We start from the raw sequence: 18049 nt of genomic DNA on the forward strand, positions 1-18049 counted from the left end.
AGGTTTACGAGATGGAAGTCATTCTGCTCGACAACATTGGTAAGCTGGGCGGCCTGGGTGACAAGGTCACTGTTAAGCCTGGTTATGGTCGTAACTACCTGGTGCCTTACGGTTTAGCCGTACCGGCCACCAAAGAGAACGTTGACGCGTTCCAGGCACAGCGTGCTGAGCTTGAAGCTCAAGCGGCTGAGCGTAAAGCAGAAGCCCAAGCCCGCGCTGAGCAGTTGAACGACATCGAGCTTTCGCTTGTGTCTAAAGCTGGCGACGAAGGCAAGCTGTTTGGTTCTATCGGTCCGCGTGATCTGGCCGACGCTATTTCCTCTGCTGGCATCGAGGTTGCCAAGAGCGAAGTGCGTATGCCGCAAGGCCCGATTCGTCAAACTGGCGAATACGACATCGACCTCCACCTGCATGCAGAAGTGGACGCCGTTGTTCGCGTGGTAGTCGTCGCAGAGTAAACTTTGCTGCTGCTATTTACGCCAAAAGGGCGCGGGATTTCCCGCGCCCTTTGTTATTTAAGCTCTGTGTTATTTAAACCCTGTGTTATTTAAGCCCGTTGCTATTTAACGAAGGCTTATTTTCAAGCGGCTAGTGGTTTGTTGAAAGCCCTGAGCGTTTAGAAATAACCCTTTATGCGCTGACCTAGCGGTGGTTGCTAACGGTTTGTCCGATTAAGATAGTGGTCTTTGTCGGCTATGCTGCACTATTGAAAGGAGCTCGCTATGGACCAGCCTTCTGCTGATCAGGAAACGGCAGCGCTGAAGCTGCCGCCGCATTCGCTGGAGGCGGAGCAGTCGGTGTTAGGCGGGCTAATGCTGGATAACCAGGCGTGGGATACGGTTTCCGAGCGCCTGGTAGCCGATGACTTTTATCGTTATGAGCACCGTTTGGTGTTTAACGTCATGATTCACCTGGCGGAGTCTGGACAACCCTTTGATGTCATCACCTTGTCTGAAGCGCTTGAAGAGCGAGATCACCTGGATACCGTGGGTGGCTTGGCTTTCCTCGCGGAGCTTGCCCGCAATACGCCCTCGGCGAGCAATATTCGCGCCTATGCGGATATTGTGCGTGAGCGGGCAACGCTTAGAAAGCTGATTCGAGCGGCGAATCAGATTGCAGAAGGCGCCTTTGCCCCCCAGGGGCGGCCAGCCGATGAGCTGCTTAATGAAGCTGAGCGGTTGGTTTTTCAGATTGCCGAAGAGCGCCCCAAAACGGGTGGCCCGATTGGGATGAGCGAGCTTCTGACCAAAGCGGTTGATCGCATTGATGAGCTCTTCAACCTGAAGGGCGAAATGACGGGGCTATCAACCGGCTTTCGTGATCTGGATGAGATGACGTCAGGGCTTCAGCCTTCGGACCTGGTCATCATTGCCGGGCGTCCCTCCATGGGTAAAACCACGTTTGCGATGAACCTGGTCGAACACGCGGTTATCTCCAGCGATAAGCCCGTGATGGTGTTCTCCATGGAGATGCCGGCTGAATCGCTAATGCTCAGGGTGCTGTCATCGCTTGGGCGCATCGACCAAACTCGCGTGCGTTCGGGACAGTTGGAGGATGAGGATTGGCCGCGCCTAACGTCGGCGGTCAATCTGCTTAAAGACAAGCAGCTCTTTATCGATGACACCGCTGCGCTTTCACCTAATGAAATGCGCTCGCGCTTGCGCCGTGTCGTGCGTGAGCACGGCAATATGTCGCTGATCATGATCGATTACCTTCAGCTGATGCAGATCCCCGGTTTTTCTGAAAACCGCACGGGGGAGATATCGGAAATTTCGCGCTCGCTAAAAGGCTTGGCGAAAGAGTTTAAATGTCCGGTAGTGGCGCTTTCTCAGCTTAACCGCTCGCTGGAGCAGCGCCCCAACAAGCGCCCGGTTATGTCTGACTTGCGGGAATCAGGCGCCATCGAACAGGATGCGGACGTTATCGCCTTCGTCTATCGTGATGAGGTGTATAACCAGGATAATCCAGATAATCAGGGCTTGGCTGAACTCATTATCGGTAAGCAGCGTAACGGGCCTATCGGAACGGTGCATATGGCGTTTATCGGCAAATATACCCGTTTTGAAGACTTGGCTCCCGACAGCTATGGCGAAGCCTTTGGTGACTAGAAAGAGGGTGTGACGCCCTTAACATATTGATCATATAGAAGAGAACGAACGGGAGTAATTCATGGCAGGTGGTTTTCGGCGTGGTAATCGTCAGCGTCTTCCCAAGCTTCAAGGGCGCGGAGAACTTCAGGAATTAGAGCGCGAAGGGCCTTTTAAAGAGTGGCTGGGTATGCCAGACCTTTATCGCTATCAGCTGGTCGTTGATGGTGAGAAGTACAGCTATCAAACAGAAGATGCTGAGCTTCCGGTCGCTATCGGCGATAACGTGGTATTTCGCTACAAAGAGACCAAGGGCGGTAACTGGATTGATCGTAACTCGCTTGGTAAGGCGATTGATCCTTCTGAATATCAGTAGCTTGGCTGTGTTAATAAACTGATAGCCTGGAAACCTCCTGAAGAGTTGCCCTCTTGGTCAATAAGTGCCAATGTAAGGTAACAGGAATGTAATAGGACGCAGTCATGCTGGGTCCTATTGTTGTATCCAATAACAGGAGGGAATCATGGAACTGAAAGCACTTAAACAGTTCGTCGATAGCCACGATAATTTCGAAATTCGCGTTATTACGCATTCGGGTAGTCGTTTTTATCAGCTTGAACTTGAAGATGTAGAAGGCGCGCGGCATATGCTCACCCAACGTGGGAAGCCCATGCTGTTTCGCTCGTTAGATGATGTGTATTTGGAACTAAAACGTGCGGGTATTCATCGCGCGTACCTAGTTCAACATGTGCCTCAGGACGAAGTTATTGGTCGTGACGCGCATTACAGCGAGCCGCTAGCCTCACGAATGCCGCTGGTTTTTTAAAAAGCGGTTGATGAACCACTCTGTGTATTTACTGAATGCACACACAACAGTTAGCGTAACGTTTTTCCCACCCTCGCCTAAACCCTAATGCGGTGACAGGCAAAGAAACAGCAGCCTGCATTCATCTCTTCTTGCAGGCTCGGTAAGCAACAAAGCCCTACCAGCCGCCGGACGCCCAAATCTTTATATAGTGGCCCGGCTGCATCCTGGTCAGCGCACTGCTTTAACCGCTTAACTTGCCTCTATTCGCCGTGCTTTCCAGGTGCTTTCCAAGTGCTTTGCTTCTGACCACCTTGCGGCTATTTTTTAAGTATCTTCGATCTGCGCTTAAAGCGTATTTGAAGTAAGGCGTGGGGCGGCGGAGTGCCACTTTACCGGTGGTTATACAAATGATGTTGATAGTATAACTTTATGCCGCGCCTTATCGAAAAGTGTTAAGATTTTTGATAATTAGAAGCCGTCTTTGGAGTAAGCGTAATGACCGATAGCGTTGTGGTGGACCAGCCGGGCGAAGGCCGCTTGGCCCATGCATCCAGTGATCATCCGGCCGTGCCGCGGGCAAAAGTAGGTGTAGTTCTGGCTAACCTGGGGACGCCCGATGCCACTGATTATTGGTCGATGCGACGTTATTTAAGTGAGTTTCTCTCCGACAAGCGGGTAGTCGATTATCCCGATTGGAAGTGGCAGCCGCTTCTGCAACTGATTATTTTATCCAAGCGGCCTTTTTCGTCGGGTAAAGCGTATAAAAGCATTTGGAACACCGAACAAAACGAAAGCCCGCTACTCACGATCACGCGGGCGCAAACCGAAAAACTGACGGAGCAGCTTAAGGCCTTATACGGCGACAGCGTTGAAGTGGATTTCTGTATGCGCTACGGCAATCCTTCAACGCGCAGCGTGTTAACGCAGATGAAAGAAAAGGGCTGTGAGAAGATTGTTTTCTTTCCGCTCTATCCACAGTACGCCTCGCCGACCACTGCAACCGCCAATGACGAGGCGTTTCGCGCCTTAATGAAGATGAAGTGGCAACCCTCTATTCGTACGGTGCCCGCCTATTTTGATCACCCTGCTTATCTACAGGCACTGGCTAATTCAGTAACAGATGTTTACGCCGAACTTGAGACGCGGCCCACCAAGTTAGTTGCCAGCTACCACGGCGTGCCTGAGCGCTATTTGATGCAAGGCGACCCCTACTATTGCCAGTGCCAGAAAACCACGCGTCTCCTGGGCGAAACGCTAGGTTTTAGTCAGGAGGAAGTGGATACCACCTTTCAATCACAGTTTGGTCCTGAAAAGTGGGTGGGGCCTGCAACGGTTGAGCACGTAGCCGCGCTTGCCAAGCAGGGCCATAAACATATTGCGATTCTATCGCCTGCTTTCTCCTCCGACTGTGTGGAAACGCTAGAAGAAATCAAGGAGGAGATCCGCGATAGCTTTATGGAAGCAGGCGGCGAAACGTTTAGTTACATTCCCTGCTTAAATGATCGTAATGATCACATAAAGGCGCTGCTGGACATCGTAAATAACGAGCTTTTGGGTTGGCTTCCACTGTCGTAATGAACCGATAATCAAGGCGTTATAAATGGCGATGAAGTAACGGTAAGCACGCTATCTATTTGATTTTGAATGATTGCCTGGTAACAGGCAGTGGCCTGTTATAGAGTCTACGACTTTATGATCACCTCGCGTGTTTAAAATAGGCGCTGTTACTCTACGGCTTTCAGCGTGCTCGTTAAAATCTGGTCCGAGCGCTTAAGACAGAGCGCTTAAGACAGAGTGCTTAAGACAGAGTGCTTGAGAGAGTGCTTGAGACAGAGCAGTTAAGAGAGAGCAGTGAACAGGGATGATGATCGCTACTCACCGCGAGAGGTATTGATGCTCAACGAACCCGCTTCATCATGGGGCAGATACACAGGAGATATCGCTAGATGCAATTCGCCGTTTTGATGGGGTTTGTATTAGCCGCGTTGGCACCACTTATGCAGCGCTGGTTTGCAGACCGTACGAGTTTGGTATTGGCCCTTTTTCCTGCCCTCATCGCTGCGTGGCTGTTTTCTCAAGCACCCACCATCATCAATGACGGCCCGCTGCTAATGGAGTGGCAGTGGGTGCCTTCGTTAGGTATCAGCCTCACCTTTATGCTGGATGGGTTGTCCTTACTGTTCGGCTTGTTAATCAGCGTTATTGGCGCGTGCGTGTTGGTGTATGCGGGGAGTTACTTAAAAGGCCACCCGGAGATCGCCCGGTTTCATATCGCACTGATGGCTTTTATGGTGTCCATGCTGGGGCTAGTGTTGGCCGATGGGCTGATCACGCTGTTTATTTTTTGGGAGTTAACCAGCGTTACTTCGTACCTGCTGATCGGGTTTAACCATACCGATATGCAGGCGCGTAAGTCGGCTCGCCAAGGGCTTTTTGTCACTTTTGCGGGTGGGCTTGCGTTGATGGCCGGGCTTATCTTGCTGGGCATCGCCAGCGACCAGTGGTCGTTAACCGATATTAGCGCAATGGAAACCGACCTGCGAGAGCATGCCCTTTATACGCCCATGCTTATCTGTTTGCTGTTGGGCGCTTTCACTAAATCAGCGCAGTTTCCCTTTCATTTCTGGCTACCCAACGCCATGGCAGCCCCTACACCTGTCTCGGCTTATTTGCACTCCGCCACCATGGTGAAAGCCGGTATATACCTCATGGCAAGGCTTCAGCCTGAACTGGGTGGAACGGCACTCTGGATAAGCATCCTCTCTGTGGTGGGTGCTATCACGCTGCTGCTGGGCGCTTTCCTGGCGCTTCATCACACGAACATTAAAAAGCTGCTGGCTTACTCAACCATTATGGCGCTCGGCACATTGACGATGCTGCTGGGCATTGGCACCGAGTACGCCATGACAGCGTTTGTAACTTTTTTGCTCGCACACTCCCTGTACAAGGGAGCGCTGTTCATGGTGGCCGGTATTCTCGATCATGAAACGGGCACCAAGGATGTCACCGCAATGGGCGGGTTAAGGTCTTTGATGCCGGTGACGGCCACCATTGCATTGATAGCGGCGCTATCACTTGCAGGGGTGCCGCCGTTGCTTGGTTTTATTGGCAAAGAGCTTAAGTTTGAAGCGGTGCTGGGCGCAGGGGATTTTCAAGGCTTGCTCGTCGTGTTCGCATTTGTCAGCGCGATTATGACTATCGCCGTGGCGGCGATTGTTGCGCTACGGCCTTTCTACGGCAAGCGTCACGAAACCCCAAAAACGCCGCATGAAGCACCTTTCGGCATGTTAATGGGGCCCGCACTGCTAAGCGTAGGCTCGCTGGTTTTTGGTCTGGCGCCCGCCATGTTTGGCGTTGACGCTCTTTTAACGTCAGCGGCAAGTGCGGTGGCGGGGCAGCCGAGCGAGGTGGCGTTGTCACTTTGGTACGGCGTTAATGCGGCGCTGATAATGTCTGTTGTTAGCCTGGGGTTGGGCTTTTTGCTGTTCAAGTACTGGGACAGCGTGCGAGGCAAGCTAACGTTGCTGGCCCCTGTTATGCGTTACGGCCCGGAAGCGGGCTATGAAGGCTTGTTAAATGGCCTGGTTCGGTTTGCGGAATGGCAAACCCGTGTGCTGCAAAATGGCTATATGCGCAACTATATTTTAGTCATGCTGGTCGTGCTGATTACGCTGTTGGGCAACTCCATTCTGGTACGCCACTCTCCGCTGTTAGCCTTTGAACTTGATGTACGGTTTCATGAGGCCATCGTCGTCGGCACAATGGTGATGGGTGCCCTGTATGCAACGATCACCCGTTCCCGGCTGGGTGCCGTCGTGTCAGTGGGCATTATGGGGTTCTCAATCGCGCTGGTCTTTATTCTTTTCAGCGCCCCTGACCTTGGGATCACCCAGCTTCTGGTTGAAACGCTCACGGTTATTTTACTGGTGCTGGTACTGTTCAGGCTGCCTCGCTTCTCGCATCTCTCGACCAGCCTGGAGCGCATTCGCGATGGCTCGGTAGCTGCGATGATGGGGATATTGATTTTCCTTCTGATCATGACGGCCTGGAGTATTAACCAGTTCGAGTCCATTTCTACCTATATGGTTGAAAACAGCGCACCGCTCGCTTTTGGCCGCAACATCGTCAATGTCATTTTGGTGGATTACCGGGCACTGGATACGTTGGGCGAGATGTTTGTACTGGCGCTAGCCGCCATTGGCGTTATCGCTATGCTGAAGCTGCGCCATGAGCCAGAAAGCGCTAAGCCCACCAATGACCGCGGGAATACTGATAGCAGGGAGCCGTACGATGGTTAAATCGGGAACGATTATTTTAAACACGGCGGCCCGCTTTCTAATGCCGCTACAGCTCATGTTTTCGATATTTTTGCTGCTTCGTGGACACGACGAGCCCGGCGGTGGGTTTATTGCAGGGTTAGTGGCGGCGGGGGCGTTTACCTTGTACCTGCTGGCGTTTGGCGTCAGTGCCACAAAAGAGGTATTACGGATGGTCGACCCTCGCGACTTGATTGGCGTGGGGCTGTTGTTAGGCATGATTTCTGTTGTACCTGCCTGGTTTATGGGTCAGCCGTTTTTAACCGCGCAGTGGTGGACCATTCCGGTTATTGATTTTAAAGCCTCCACCCCGCTGATTTTTGATATTGGCGTTTACTTGGCGGTGTTGGGGGCGGTGATTGGCATGGTGATGGCGTTGATGGAGGTGGATAAGGATGAGCCTTAACATAGCAGGAGGATACGCATGGAACCGGTAATGGCGCTAGCGATTGGGGTTATGTATGCCACCGCTATTTTTATGATGCTGCGACGCTCCATTGTAAAACTGGTTATTGGGCTACTGCTGCTTTCCAACGCTGCTAACTTATTGATCTTTACTACTGCCGGAATGACGCGGGGCGCGCCACCGCTGATTCCAGAAGGCATGGTTCAGCCTATGGGCGATGTCGCTGACCCATTGCCCCAGGCCGTTGTACTGACGGCTATTGTTATCGCATTTGGTGTGCTGGCCTTTGCTGTTGTATTGATTCGTCGTGCCTATGAAGTGGTGAAGGCGGATGACCTGGATAAGATGAAGGATACTGATACGTGAGGCCTGAAGTTGCTCTTCCCGTCCTTTTACCCTTACTTTCAGGGGCTATTTCACTACTGTTTTGGCGTTCAAGGCCAATGCAGCGCTTTATCGCCGTTGCTGGAAATATAGCATTTCTGATCGTTAGCCTTTGGCTGTTTACGACAACCCTTTCCGAAGGCTATGTCACCATGCAAATGGGCAGCTGGCCTGCACCGTTTGGGATTACGCTCATCGCCGATATGTTAAGTGCGGTGATGGTGCTGCTGACCGGTATCATCGGCCTTGCCATGGGGATTTACTCCTTGGCGACGACCGGCCGTGGCCATGAGAAATTTGGCTATTATCCGTTAATGCACTTGTTGTTAGCCGGGGTGGCGGGAGCCTTTTTGACCGGCGATATCTTCAACCTGTATGTATGGTTTGAAGTAATGCTGGTGGCCTCTTTTGCGCTACTTATTTTGGGCGGCGAGCGGGCCCAGATGGAGGGAGCAATAAAGTACGTAACGCTTAACCTGCTGGCGTCGGTGATCTTTCTGACAGCGGTGGGGCTGCTGTACGGCACGGTCGGTACGCTTAACATGGCCGATATCGCACTGCGCATGAATGCCGTTGAGCACAACGGGATGGTCGAGGTGCTCGCGGTGATGTTTATGGTGGCCTTTGGGATCAAGGCGGCAGCCTTTCCGCTCTTTTTCTGGCTGCCTGCGTCTTACCATACGCCGCCAGTTGCCGTTTCAGCGCTTTTTGCAGGCCTTCTCACCAAAGTAGGCGTGTACTCACTGTTCCGTGTGTTTACCTTGATCTTTGACCAGACGATGGGCTACCTGCAGGAGATAATGTTGTGGGGGGCGGTGCTTACCATGGTGACCGGGGTGCTGGGTGCGGCCGCTCAATATGAGTTTCGGCGTATTTTGTCGTTTCATATCGTCAGCCAGATCGGCTATATGATTCTGGGGTTGGCGCTGTATACCCCCTTGGCGATTGCTGGCGGCGTGTTTGCCATCATGCACAATATTATTGTCAAGACGAACCTGTTTTTGATTAGCGGTATCACCCACCGCTTGCAGGGCACGTATCAGCTAAAAAAGATGGGTGGGCTTTATAAAGAGCGCCCTTGGCTTGCCGTTGCATTTTTTATCTCAGCATTTTCCCTCGCGGGGGTTCCTCCGTTATCCGGATTCTTCGCCAAGTTTGTCATTGTGCGGGCAGGTATTGAAGCCGAGGCGTATGTGATTACAGCCATTGCCTTGGGTGTGGGGTTATTAACGCTCTACTCCATGGTCAAGATATGGAACGAAGTCTTCTGGAAGTCCTTACCAGACGATAACCAGGTGCCTGTATCGAATACCCCCTCTGGGGATGACGGGCGGCTTATTAAACCTAGCCTGTGGATGATGTATTTGCCCGTGGTGGTGCTGGCTCTGTTTTCAGTGCTAATCGGGGTGTTTGCTGAACCCATCATGAGTGTGATGACCACTATTGGTGATCAACTGCTGGCCCCCAGAGGCTATATTGATGCGGTGTTGGGCGTGTCCGCGAGTGCTGAGGATGCGCTACTGGTGCCAGGCGAGTTGCAGGTAGAAATAATAGGCGGGGGGGACGCGCCATGACCGGTGCTATTTGGAACCTGCTGTTAGGATTGGCGTGGGTGCTGCTAAGCGGCGACTTCACTGGCTTAAACCTGCTGGTAGGCATGATTTTCGGCTATATCGCGCTGGTGATGATTGAGCCGCAAGTCAGCGCATTAAAAGGCTACCCGGCCAGGATTCCGCGCATTATTGGCTTTCTGGGCTTTTTTCTAAAGGAGCTTGTTCAAGCCAACCTGCGTGTTGCGTTTGATATTGTGACGCCGCCTTGGCACATGCAGCCAGGCGTGATTGCCATGCCGCTTTCCGCACGCACTGAAATGGAAATTACCCTGGTGGCGAATCTGATCTCTTTAACCCCGGGAACGCTGAGCCTGGACGTCTCTGATGACCGAAAGGTGCTTTATATCCATGCCATGTTTCTTGATGATGAAGAAGAGCTAAGACGCAACTTAAAAGAAATGGAGCATCGAGCCTTGGAGTTATTTCGCTAATGGATACGGTTCTCTTGATTAGCCAGATCATTATGGGGCTGGCGCTAGTGTTGACATTTGTGCGTGTGGTGCGCGGGCCAAGCCTGCCTGACCGAGTGGTGGCGCTTGAGCTTTTTTCTACTACGGTGGTCGGGCTGGTAGGCGTTTACGCCATTCAATCCGGGGTAGCCAGCTTTCTGGATGCCGCGATCGTTATTGCGCTAATGGGCTTTCTGGCCGCGATTGGCTTTGCACGCTTTTTGGAACGGGGAGGGCCTCGCGATGATTGAAACGATTAAAGGTGCGCTATTGCTGACAGGCTCTTTATTTATGCTCCTGGCGGCTATTGGCTTGCTACGTTTGCCGGATCTACTAACGCGTATGCATGCCACTACCAAAGCGGCGGCATTAGGCGTTATTTTGATCATGCTGGCATCGGCAATGCATTTTTCTGAGGTAGGCGTGGTCGCTCGCTCCTTTGCGATTATCGTGTTTATCCTGATGACAGCCCCCGTTGCGGCGCATGTGATAGGACGGGCGGGTTACTTTGTGGGCTCTCGACTTTGGAGTGGTACGGTCAAGGATGAGCTTCGTCCCAACTACGACCCGTTAACCCATGAATTAAAAAGCGGTATGGAAACGAATGAAAATGCTAAACGTCAGCCACGAGCGACGGATCCCGATTGATGTATTGCACTAATTTAGCGGCTAGTAAATAACTAATCGGTAAGAAGCCACCTTCGGGTGGTTTTTTATAACACAATGTATCAGCAGGAAATGTCAGCGCCGTGACTTTACCTGCTGAAAGGTTGGTAGGCAGGGTTTACGCCACAACGGCTAAGCACGCGTTGTTTTCGTACAAATTCTGGTATCTGCTTGTTTTCCAGGCCATCATCAGGCATGCCAAGGACAGCCTAGGAAGAGACACCATGTTGCCCAAGATTAATTTGCCATTACGTCGCGCTTTTTGTCATACATCACTGGTAGTTACTGCCGGGGTGCTATCGGTAATGTTTAGCGGAAGCCTCTACGCTAACCCGCAGTTGATGACAGAAGTGGATGCACGCGGTGCCGAAGAGCTACGCTATGCCAACTTTGAACAGTGGCGCAATGAGTTCCGTCGTTATGCAGCTGCTCAGGGGATCAGTGAATCAACGCTAGCCACCGCACTGGACAGCGTGCGCTACCGTGAACGGGTGATTGAACTGGATCGCTACCAGCCGGAATTCGTGCGGCCTATTTGGGAATATCTCGACACCGCCGCCTCCGATACGCGCGTCAATGCAGGCCGTGAGAAACTTGACGCCCACCGCCAGACGGCATTAGAAATGCAGCAACGCTACGGCGTGCCCTCAGAAATCATCGTGGCGATTTGGGGCATCGAGAGCAATTACGGAAGCAATTTTGGTGATTTCTCAACCCTTGAGGCGCTCGCTACCCTGGCATACGACGGGCGTCGCCGGGATTTCGCACGCGGTGAACTGCTTGCGGCGTTACGTATTATTGACCAGGGCGATATCGCAGCCGAGCAAATGAAAGGCTCCTGGGCGGGTGCTATGGGGCATACCCAGTTTATCCCCAGTAGCTTTGAAGCTTATGCCGTGGATGGTGATAATAATGGCCGCCGTGATATCTGGGGCAGTATCCCCGATGTGATGGCCTCCACCGCCAACTATCTGGCGCGGGCAGGTTGGCAAGCAGGCGAACCCTGGGGGGTTGAGTTAGCGCTTCCTGCATCGTTTGATTATTCACAGACCGAGCGCCGCAGTAGCGCTGAGTGGGCGAGTCAAGGTGTACGCGCCCTGCAGGGTGAACTGCCCAATTTCGAGAGCGCGGCCATCGTCATTCCGGCCGGGGCGGAAGGGCCCGCCTTTTTGGTAGGCGCTAATTTTCGAGCGATTTTGCGCTATAACAACGCCACCAGCTACGCCCTGGCCGTGGCGACGCTGGCTGATAAAATTGCCGGGCGTGAGGGAATACGCCAGGCATGGCCGCGAGGGCAGACACCTTTAACCCGCGACGATGTCAAAGAACTCCAGCGGCGCTTGAATGAAGCGGGCTATTCGGTAGGCGGGGCTGACGGTGTGATGGGACCCAATACACGCCAAGGCGTGCGTGACTTTCAACGCAGCCAAGGGCTAACGCCGGATGGCTTCGCTACTCAGGCGCTGCTTGAAAGGCTGCGCTAGGTGCGTAGTTAACGATTAATCACTTATTTCACCAAGGATGATGCTATGGGATTTGTGGCAAAAACGCTGTTAAGTAGTGTGCTGGTAAGTGCATTAGCCGCCAGCGCAGTGGCAAGCGATGATGATAAAGTGTTTGGCTGGGTTGAAAATGCCACCATAGAGCCCTGGGGCATTATGGTGAAGGCCAAGCTTGACAGTGGTGCCCTGACGTCATCTTTGGATGCACGTGATATCGAAGTGTTTGAGAAAGAGGGCGAGGAGTGGGTGCGCTTTCGCTTAAAGCTAACAGACCAGCAGAACGACGAAGTGTTTAGCGACCGTCTTGAACGGCCGCTCTATCGTGAGTTGGCAGTGCGCGGTGCGGGCGGACGTGATGAGCGCCCCGTTGTATTAATGAATGTGTGCATGGGCGATACGGTTTACGAAGAGCAATTTAGCCTACGTGATCGCGAAGAAATGCATTATCCACTGCTGCTTGGCCGGCGTACCATCAGCCATTTAGGCTTGCTGGACGTGCGCGAAACATTCCAGCAAGAGCCATCCTGCAGTGACGATGCTGAGGTAGTGCCTCACGATCCAGAAGACCAGCAAGCCTAGGTATTGAGCTCTAAAACAGCCGTGACAGCAACGCTGTGACGGCTGTTTCAACGCGTAAAATGCGCGGCCCAAGATGCATCCCCTCACAGCCCGCGTCCAGCAGTTTCTCAACTTCCCATGGGATAAACCCACCTTCTGGGCCGACCAACAGCAGCGTATTGTCGCTGATGCCACGTGGGCAGGCCATCGGCATGCCCGGGTGAGCCACAAGGCCACGGCGACCGCGAAGTAAAGCAGGCAGTTGCTCTTCAAGAAAGGGCCGAAAGCCTTTGGTCAGTGTCACGCTCGGTAGTTGGGTATCACGTGATTGCTCCAGACCCAGCACCAGGTGCTGATGAATTTTCTCGGGAAGAAGCTCTGGTGATTGCCAATAGCTTTTCTCTACGCGCTTGGTATGCAGTAAAGTAATTTCCTTCACCCCTAGCGCTGTCACATGCTCAAGCGTTCGCGCCAGCATGCGTGGTCGAGGTAGCGCGAGTACCAAATGCACGGGAAGAGCGGGGGGAGGCACGTCTGCTAACGGGTCAAGGGCAAATACGGCAAGCTCAGTGGTTAATTCGACCAGCTGTGCTTTTCCCATTAAGCCACCCTGAACACCCACCGTTAACCGGTCACCGAGGGCAGCGCGATGGATGTCGCGTAAATGCGCTAATCTGCGTGCGTCTGTTATACACGCATGGCCCTGGTGGTCGAGGTCGCTGGGGTGAAGCAAAATCAAGTTCATAATCGGCATCTATTGGTCGAAGGGTGGGCACGCTGTTGCGCAATATTCTACTCACATGGCTTGCATGGGCGCGTGGTGCAGGCACAATAATAGCATTGGGGAACACCCCTATCGCGTTTAAGGAGATGCGCTGTGCGCGTAATTCGTAAGTATGCCAATCGCCGGTTGTACGACACTCAGCAAAGCCGTTATGTCACGCTTGAAGATCTGCGCCATCTTATTATTGAAGAAGCGCCGTTTCGGGTTGAGGATGCCAAAAGCGGTGAAGACCTGACGCGTACCATTCTGCTCTCCATCATTATTGAGCAGGAGCAGTCGGATAACGAAGCCGAAGTATTCTCTAACGACCTGCTGGCGCAGCTCATCCGGGTTTATGATATGTCGTCGCCTTTACCGCTGGCGCGTTATCTTGAACAAGGCACGCAGCTTATGCTGGAGCAGCAAAAGCGTTTACAAAGCCAATGGCAGCAGGCCATGCGCCATACGCCGATGGAGTTTATGCGCGAGCTGGCCGAAGAAAATATGCGCTTTTGGCAAAACACCTTGAACCAGCCGCCCTCCACCAGCGACAAGGATGAGGATAAATCCTCCTAACGCCACGAGTGGTCACCTTGTGGCATAATGCGGCGCATAATCGCTCTCCCGTTCGAGAAGGAAGAACATGAAGGTTTTGATGATAGGTGGCGGCGGCCGCGAACATGCGTTGGCGTGGAAATTAGCGCAATCTGATAATGTTGAGCAGGTATTCGTAGCGCCCGGCAATGCCGGTACGGCGACCGAAGATAAGCTGACCAATATCGATATTGCGGCCACCGACTTGGCCGGGCTGGAAGCATTTGCGCTCCAGGAGCGTATTGGCTTGACCGTCGTCGGTCCGGAAGCGCCTCTGGTCGAAGGCGTCGTTGATCGCTTCCAAGCGGCTGGCCTGACCATCTTTGGCCCTACCCAGGCCGCGGCCCAGCTTGAAGGCTCCAAGTCATTTACCAAGGACTTCCTGGCGCGCCATGCTATTCCAACGGCGGCTTATCAGACGTTTACCACGGTAACGCCTGCGTTGGCATATTTACACAAGGTCGGTGCGCCTATCGTCATCAAGGCAGATGGCTTGGCGGCAGGTAAGGGCGTGATCGTTGCCATGAGTGAAGTGGAGGCCGAAGCCGCCATTCGCGATATGCTCGAAGCCAATGCCTTTGGCGATGCCGGTGCTCGCGTTGTCATTGAAGAGTTTCTTGAAGGCGAAGAAGCGAGCTTTATCGTCATGGTCGATGGCGAAAACATCGTTCCCATGGCCACAAGCCAGGACCATAAGCGCGCCTACGATGGCGACACAGGCCCAAATACAGGCGGCATGGGCGCTTACTCACCTGCACCGGTCGTGACGCCAGACGTTGATGCCCGCATCATGGAACAGGTCATCGTACCCACGGTTAAAGGGATGGCCGCTGAAGGCAATGCCTATACCGGATTTTTGTATGCCGGGTTGATGATCGACCAGACCGGGCAGCCCAAAGTGATTGAATATAACTGCCGCTTTGGTGACCCCGAAACTCAGCCCATCATGATGCGCCTGACGTCTGATTTTGCTGAGCTTTGCCTTGCCGGTGCCCAGGGGCAGTTGGCGGGTAAAACGTGCCATTGGGATTCACGTGCCGCGGTGGGTGTGGTCATGGCGGCGGGCGGTTATCCAGCCAGCTACCGTAAAGGCGATGTCATTGATGGTTTGGCAAAAGCCGAGCAGCACAGCAAGGTGTTCCATGCGGGCACCGCGCTGAACGCGAACAACGAGGTAACGACCTCCGGCGGTCGTGTACTGTGTGTGACGGCACTGGGTGAGAGTGTCTTTAGCGCACAGCAGCAGGCTTACAAAGGCGTCAAGGAGATTCGCTGGGAGGGCGCTGAATATCGCCGTGATATCGCTTACCGTGCTATTGCGAGAGAAAAAGCGTAATAAGCGCGTTGATACCGTAGCGCAAGGGGCGGGCCACTTATCACCACCGAAAGGAAACAGGTATGGAACGTGTCACGCTGGATTTTCCCGCTAACGCGGTTATTCATCGTCACCCTTTAACGGTGCGGGTAACCGATATGAATTACGGTCGGCATTTGGGGCATGACACAGTGGTTTCGCTGCTACATGAAGCCCGCGTTCACGCTTTTTCCGCCCTGGCGCTATCGGAATGGGACATGCACGGCTATCCAAGCGTGGTGGCCGACTTGGCCGTGCAGTATCAACGTGAAGCGCGTTGGCCTGATGCGTTGATCATTGAAACGGCGGTGCCTGAGCCGCAGGGCAAGGCATTAACCGTTTACCAGCGTATTTTGCAGCGCGACGGCGAACATATCGTGGCGACCGCCCGCGTTAACCAGTTGCTCATTGACGTCAATACTGGGCGGCCGGTGGCGATACCTGAGCCCATCAAGCAGGCCTTGGCCCAAGCGAGGAGTGCTTAATGTCGCGGGAATATCCCATTATCGCCGTGACGGGCTCTTCGGGTGCGGGCACAACGACCGTCAGACGAAGCTTTGAGCGCATGTTTCTACGCGAAGATGTACATGCGGCCATGGTGGATGGTGACGCTTTTCACCGGTATACACGTGATGATCTTCACCGCATGTTTCGTGAAGAGCCCGAGCGTAAGCATGAGCTTTCGCATTTTGCAGTAGAAGCCAACCTGCTTGACCGCCTTGAAGGGGTATTTGTCGAGTATGGCGAACACGGTACGGGCACGTTTCGGCACTATATCCACGCGGAAGACAAGCAGAAAATCGAAGCAGGGTGCCGCGTAGGCACCTTTACGGAGTGGCAGTCGCTCCCATGTGGTACCGACCTGTTGTTCTATGAAGGCTTACATGGTGGGTTGGTAACCCAGGAGTACGACATTGCTCGCCATGTGGATCTGTTGGTAGGCGTTGCGCCGACCATGAATCTTGAATGGATTCAGAAAATTGACCGTGATACCAAGCTGCGTGGCTACTCCCAGGAAGCGGTGATCGATACGATTCTGGGCCGCATGAACGATTACGTGCGCTATATTCAGCCGCAATTCTCCCGCACCCATATCAACTTTCAACGGGTGCCTACCGTCGATACGTCCAACCCCTTTGAAGTGCAGGATATCCCCACAGATGCCGAATCGTTTGTGGTGATACGATTTCGTGATCCATCAACCGTTGATTTTCCCTGGCTTCTTGCAATGATCAAGGATGCCTTTATGACGCGGCCACATACGCTGGTCGTGCCTGGCGCGCGCATGTCATTAGCCATGGAGCTGATTTTGGCACCCCTGGTGCGCCATTTATTATCCCAGCGCCGCTTTCGTTAACCGCGTTTGCAAATGCGGGGCGACAAGCTGCAACGATAACAAGGAGTGGGTATGGAGTGTTTATTCTGTAAAATCATCAATCGTGAGATCCCGGCTGATATCGTTTATGAAGACGAGCACGTTCTCGCCTTTAACGACATTAGCCCTATGGCGCCCACTCATCAGCTAATTATTCCCAAAAAGCACATCGCCACCTTAAACGACATTGAAGCAGATGATCTTGAACTGGTCGGCCGTTTGCAGTTCACTGCTGCCAGGCTTGCCAAGCAGCAGGGCTTTGCCGAAGACGGTTATCGTGTCGTGATGAATTGCAACGAAAAGGGCGGTCAGACGGTCTACCATATACATATGCATTTATTAGGTGGTCGTCAGTTTACGTGGCCTGCGGGCTAACAGACGGCCTTCGAAATATCTTCAAGCTACCTTTAAGGCAGACTTTAAGACAGTTTGCTGTTAAGCGGAGTAAGCCATGAAGCGCCAGCTTAGTCGGTCTGATTGCTTAATTCATCAGTTTGATACAGCGTTACGGTCGCTGATGCCTCGCGCCGCTACATCACAGCGTAACCATCCCGCCAGTAAGCTTGAGGATAGGGCATTTGATGGCCACCAACGACGTCATGCCGCAGGCCTGATGCGTGTTAATCATGTGATTGGTGTATCGAATCAGGCGCTGTATCAGGGCCAGAGTATTACCGCAGCGCTCCCCCATGCGCGTGTGCAAATGGAGAAATCCGCTGTGGAGGCATTTGATCACTTGGCCTGGTGTGAAGAGCGGCTGGCGCAACTGAATAGTCGCACCAGCTACTTTACGCTCTTTTTTTATGCCGCTGCATTTGGGGTTGGGGCTGTCTCTGGGATCACCAGTGAGCGTCTAAGCCTGGGCATGATTGCCGCTACCTGTGAGCTTTCGGGCAAACACTTTGAAGAGCAACAGGCCAGACTGATGGCAGATGATCAGCGCTCGCTTGCGCTGCTTCGCCAAATGGCTGCCGATGAAGCGCACCAGGCGCATTTAGCGATAGAGTCGGGTGGCCTGCGTTTCCCCGCGCCGATTAAATGGGGGTTACGGTTTGTCGCTCAAAGTGCCACTAAAGGTGCCTACTATTTCTGATGTGCTATTTCTGACGTGCTATTGCTGAATACCGGCATCGCGGATGAAAAGCGTCAGCAAGGAAAGCAAATTCTCCTTAATCT

At 53.1% G+C, this 18049-nt stretch carries 21 protein-coding genes; 20 read left to right on the forward strand and 1 reads right to left on the reverse strand.

Translation table 11 applies throughout. The features are described from left to right. Positions 1 to 11 precede the first annotated feature (11 nt). The 14 genes from rplI (at position 12) to rloA3 (ending at position 12808) form a co-directional block, all read left to right on the forward strand. Positions 12 to 458 carry a 50S ribosomal protein L9 gene (gene rplI / locus ACT3T6_RS08995; RefSeq protein WP_172116091.1) on the forward strand — a complete coding sequence of 149 codons (447 nt, stop codon included), beginning with the start codon at positions 12 to 14 and terminating at the stop codon, positions 456 to 458. A 264-nt stretch (positions 459 to 722) separates the two neighbouring features. Further along, positions 723 to 2108, forward strand: a complete 1386-nt coding sequence (gene dnaB, locus ACT3T6_RS09000) for a replicative DNA helicase (RefSeq protein ID WP_193054996.1) — start codon at positions 723 to 725, stop codon at positions 2106 to 2108. Between the two features lie 61 nt (positions 2109 to 2169). Next, entirely contained in the window at positions 2170 to 2463 is a 294-nt protein-coding gene (locus ACT3T6_RS09005; protein ID WP_087107793.1) for a hypothetical protein, read from the forward strand. A gap of 145 nt (positions 2464 to 2608) precedes the next feature. Next, the gene (locus ACT3T6_RS09010) at positions 2609 to 2911 is read left to right on the forward strand and encodes a DUF6482 family protein (protein WP_172116093.1); all 303 of its coding nucleotides are present in this window, start codon (positions 2609 to 2611) and stop codon (positions 2909 to 2911) included. A 477-nt stretch (positions 2912 to 3388) separates the two neighbouring features. Continuing rightward, positions 3389 to 4468, forward strand: coding sequence for a ferrochelatase (gene hemH / locus ACT3T6_RS09015; protein ID WP_193054997.1), 1080 nt, complete (start codon positions 3389 to 3391; stop codon positions 4466 to 4468). A gap of 371 nt (positions 4469 to 4839) precedes the next feature. Further along, complete coding sequence (locus ACT3T6_RS09020; protein ID WP_193054998.1) at positions 4840 to 7191, forward strand: putative monovalent cation/H+ antiporter subunit A; 2352 nt, start codon at positions 4840 to 4842, stop codon at positions 7189 to 7191. Further along, positions 7184 to 7615, forward strand: coding sequence for a Na+/H+ antiporter subunit B (locus ACT3T6_RS09025; protein WP_087107785.1), 432 nt, complete (start codon positions 7184 to 7186; stop codon positions 7613 to 7615). Before ACT3T6_RS09020 ends, ACT3T6_RS09025 begins: the two co-directional genes overlap by 8 nt. A gap of 18 nt (positions 7616 to 7633) precedes the next feature. Beyond that, on the forward strand, positions 7634 to 7981 hold the full coding sequence (locus ACT3T6_RS09030; RefSeq protein ID WP_192527950.1) for a Na+/H+ antiporter subunit C: 348 nt from the start codon (positions 7634 to 7636) through the stop codon (positions 7979 to 7981). Then, entirely contained in the window at positions 7978 to 9573 is a 1596-nt protein-coding gene (locus ACT3T6_RS09035) for a Na+/H+ antiporter subunit D (protein WP_193054999.1), read from the forward strand. Before ACT3T6_RS09030 ends, ACT3T6_RS09035 begins: the two co-directional genes overlap by 4 nt. Then, positions 9570 to 10043: a Na+/H+ antiporter subunit E gene (locus ACT3T6_RS09040; RefSeq protein ID WP_172116098.1), complete on the forward strand. Its 474-nt coding sequence runs from the start codon at positions 9570 to 9572 to the stop codon at positions 10041 to 10043. The genes ACT3T6_RS09035 and ACT3T6_RS09040 overlap by 4 nt, the downstream gene beginning before the upstream one ends. Then, positions 10043 to 10312, forward strand: a complete 270-nt coding sequence (locus ACT3T6_RS09045) for a monovalent cation/H+ antiporter complex subunit F (protein WP_192527952.1) — start codon at positions 10043 to 10045, stop codon at positions 10310 to 10312. The genes ACT3T6_RS09040 and ACT3T6_RS09045 overlap by 1 nt, the downstream gene beginning before the upstream one ends. Beyond that, complete coding sequence (gene mnhG / locus ACT3T6_RS09050; protein WP_193055000.1) at positions 10305 to 10709, forward strand: monovalent cation/H(+) antiporter subunit G; 405 nt, start codon at positions 10305 to 10307, stop codon at positions 10707 to 10709. Before ACT3T6_RS09045 ends, mnhG begins: the two co-directional genes overlap by 8 nt. 323 nt (positions 10710 to 11032) lie before the next feature. After that, positions 11033 to 12211, forward strand: coding sequence for a lytic murein transglycosylase (locus tag ACT3T6_RS09055; RefSeq protein ID WP_412767874.1), 1179 nt, complete (start codon positions 11033 to 11035; stop codon positions 12209 to 12211). A 45-nt stretch (positions 12212 to 12256) separates the two neighbouring features. Then, complete coding sequence (gene rloA3 / locus ACT3T6_RS09060) at positions 12257 to 12808, forward strand: retropepsin-like aspartic peptidase RloA3 (RefSeq protein WP_172116101.1); 552 nt, start codon at positions 12257 to 12259, stop codon at positions 12806 to 12808. Positions 12809 to 12818: 10 nt separating this feature from the next. Here the strand turns inward: rloA3 and ACT3T6_RS09065 are convergent, their stop codons facing one another. Continuing rightward, positions 12819 to 13532 carry a 16S rRNA (uracil(1498)-N(3))-methyltransferase gene (locus ACT3T6_RS09065; protein ID WP_192527954.1) on the reverse strand — a complete coding sequence of 238 codons (714 nt, stop codon included), beginning with the start codon at positions 13530 to 13532 and terminating at the stop codon, positions 12819 to 12821. 132 nt (positions 13533 to 13664) lie between these two features. Between ACT3T6_RS09065 and phaR the strand changes: the two genes are divergently transcribed. From phaR to coq7, 6 genes are all read left to right on the forward strand, one after another. Continuing rightward, entirely contained in the window at positions 13665 to 14126 is a 462-nt protein-coding gene (gene phaR / locus ACT3T6_RS09070; RefSeq protein WP_087107767.1) for a polyhydroxyalkanoate synthesis repressor PhaR, read from the forward strand. 67 nt (positions 14127 to 14193) lie between these two features. Continuing rightward, positions 14194 to 15480 carry a phosphoribosylamine--glycine ligase gene (gene purD / locus ACT3T6_RS09075; protein WP_193055002.1) on the forward strand — a complete coding sequence of 429 codons (1287 nt, stop codon included), beginning with the start codon at positions 14194 to 14196 and terminating at the stop codon, positions 15478 to 15480. A gap of 62 nt (positions 15481 to 15542) precedes the next feature. Then, entirely contained in the window at positions 15543 to 15983 is a 441-nt protein-coding gene (locus ACT3T6_RS09080; RefSeq protein ID WP_193055003.1) for an acyl-CoA thioesterase, read from the forward strand. Beyond that, on the forward strand, positions 15983 to 16855 hold the full coding sequence (locus ACT3T6_RS09085; protein ID WP_087107760.1) for a phosphoribulokinase: 873 nt from the start codon (positions 15983 to 15985) through the stop codon (positions 16853 to 16855). Before ACT3T6_RS09080 ends, ACT3T6_RS09085 begins: the two co-directional genes overlap by 1 nt. Before the next feature lie 51 nt (positions 16856 to 16906). Further along, complete coding sequence (locus ACT3T6_RS09090; protein WP_087107757.1) at positions 16907 to 17248, forward strand: histidine triad nucleotide-binding protein; 342 nt, start codon at positions 16907 to 16909, stop codon at positions 17246 to 17248. A gap of 76 nt (positions 17249 to 17324) precedes the next feature. Next, positions 17325 to 17966 carry a 2-polyprenyl-3-methyl-6-methoxy-1,4-benzoquinone monooxygenase gene (coq7, locus tag ACT3T6_RS09095; RefSeq protein ID WP_193055004.1) on the forward strand — a complete coding sequence of 214 codons (642 nt, stop codon included), beginning with the start codon at positions 17325 to 17327 and terminating at the stop codon, positions 17964 to 17966. Positions 17967 to 18049: the final 83 nt, after the last annotated feature.

It is taken from the genome of Halomonas sp. 72 (assembly GCF_052379785.1).
Taxonomy (GTDB): Bacteria; Pseudomonadota; Gammaproteobacteria; order Pseudomonadales; family Halomonadaceae; genus Vreelandella; species Vreelandella citrativorans.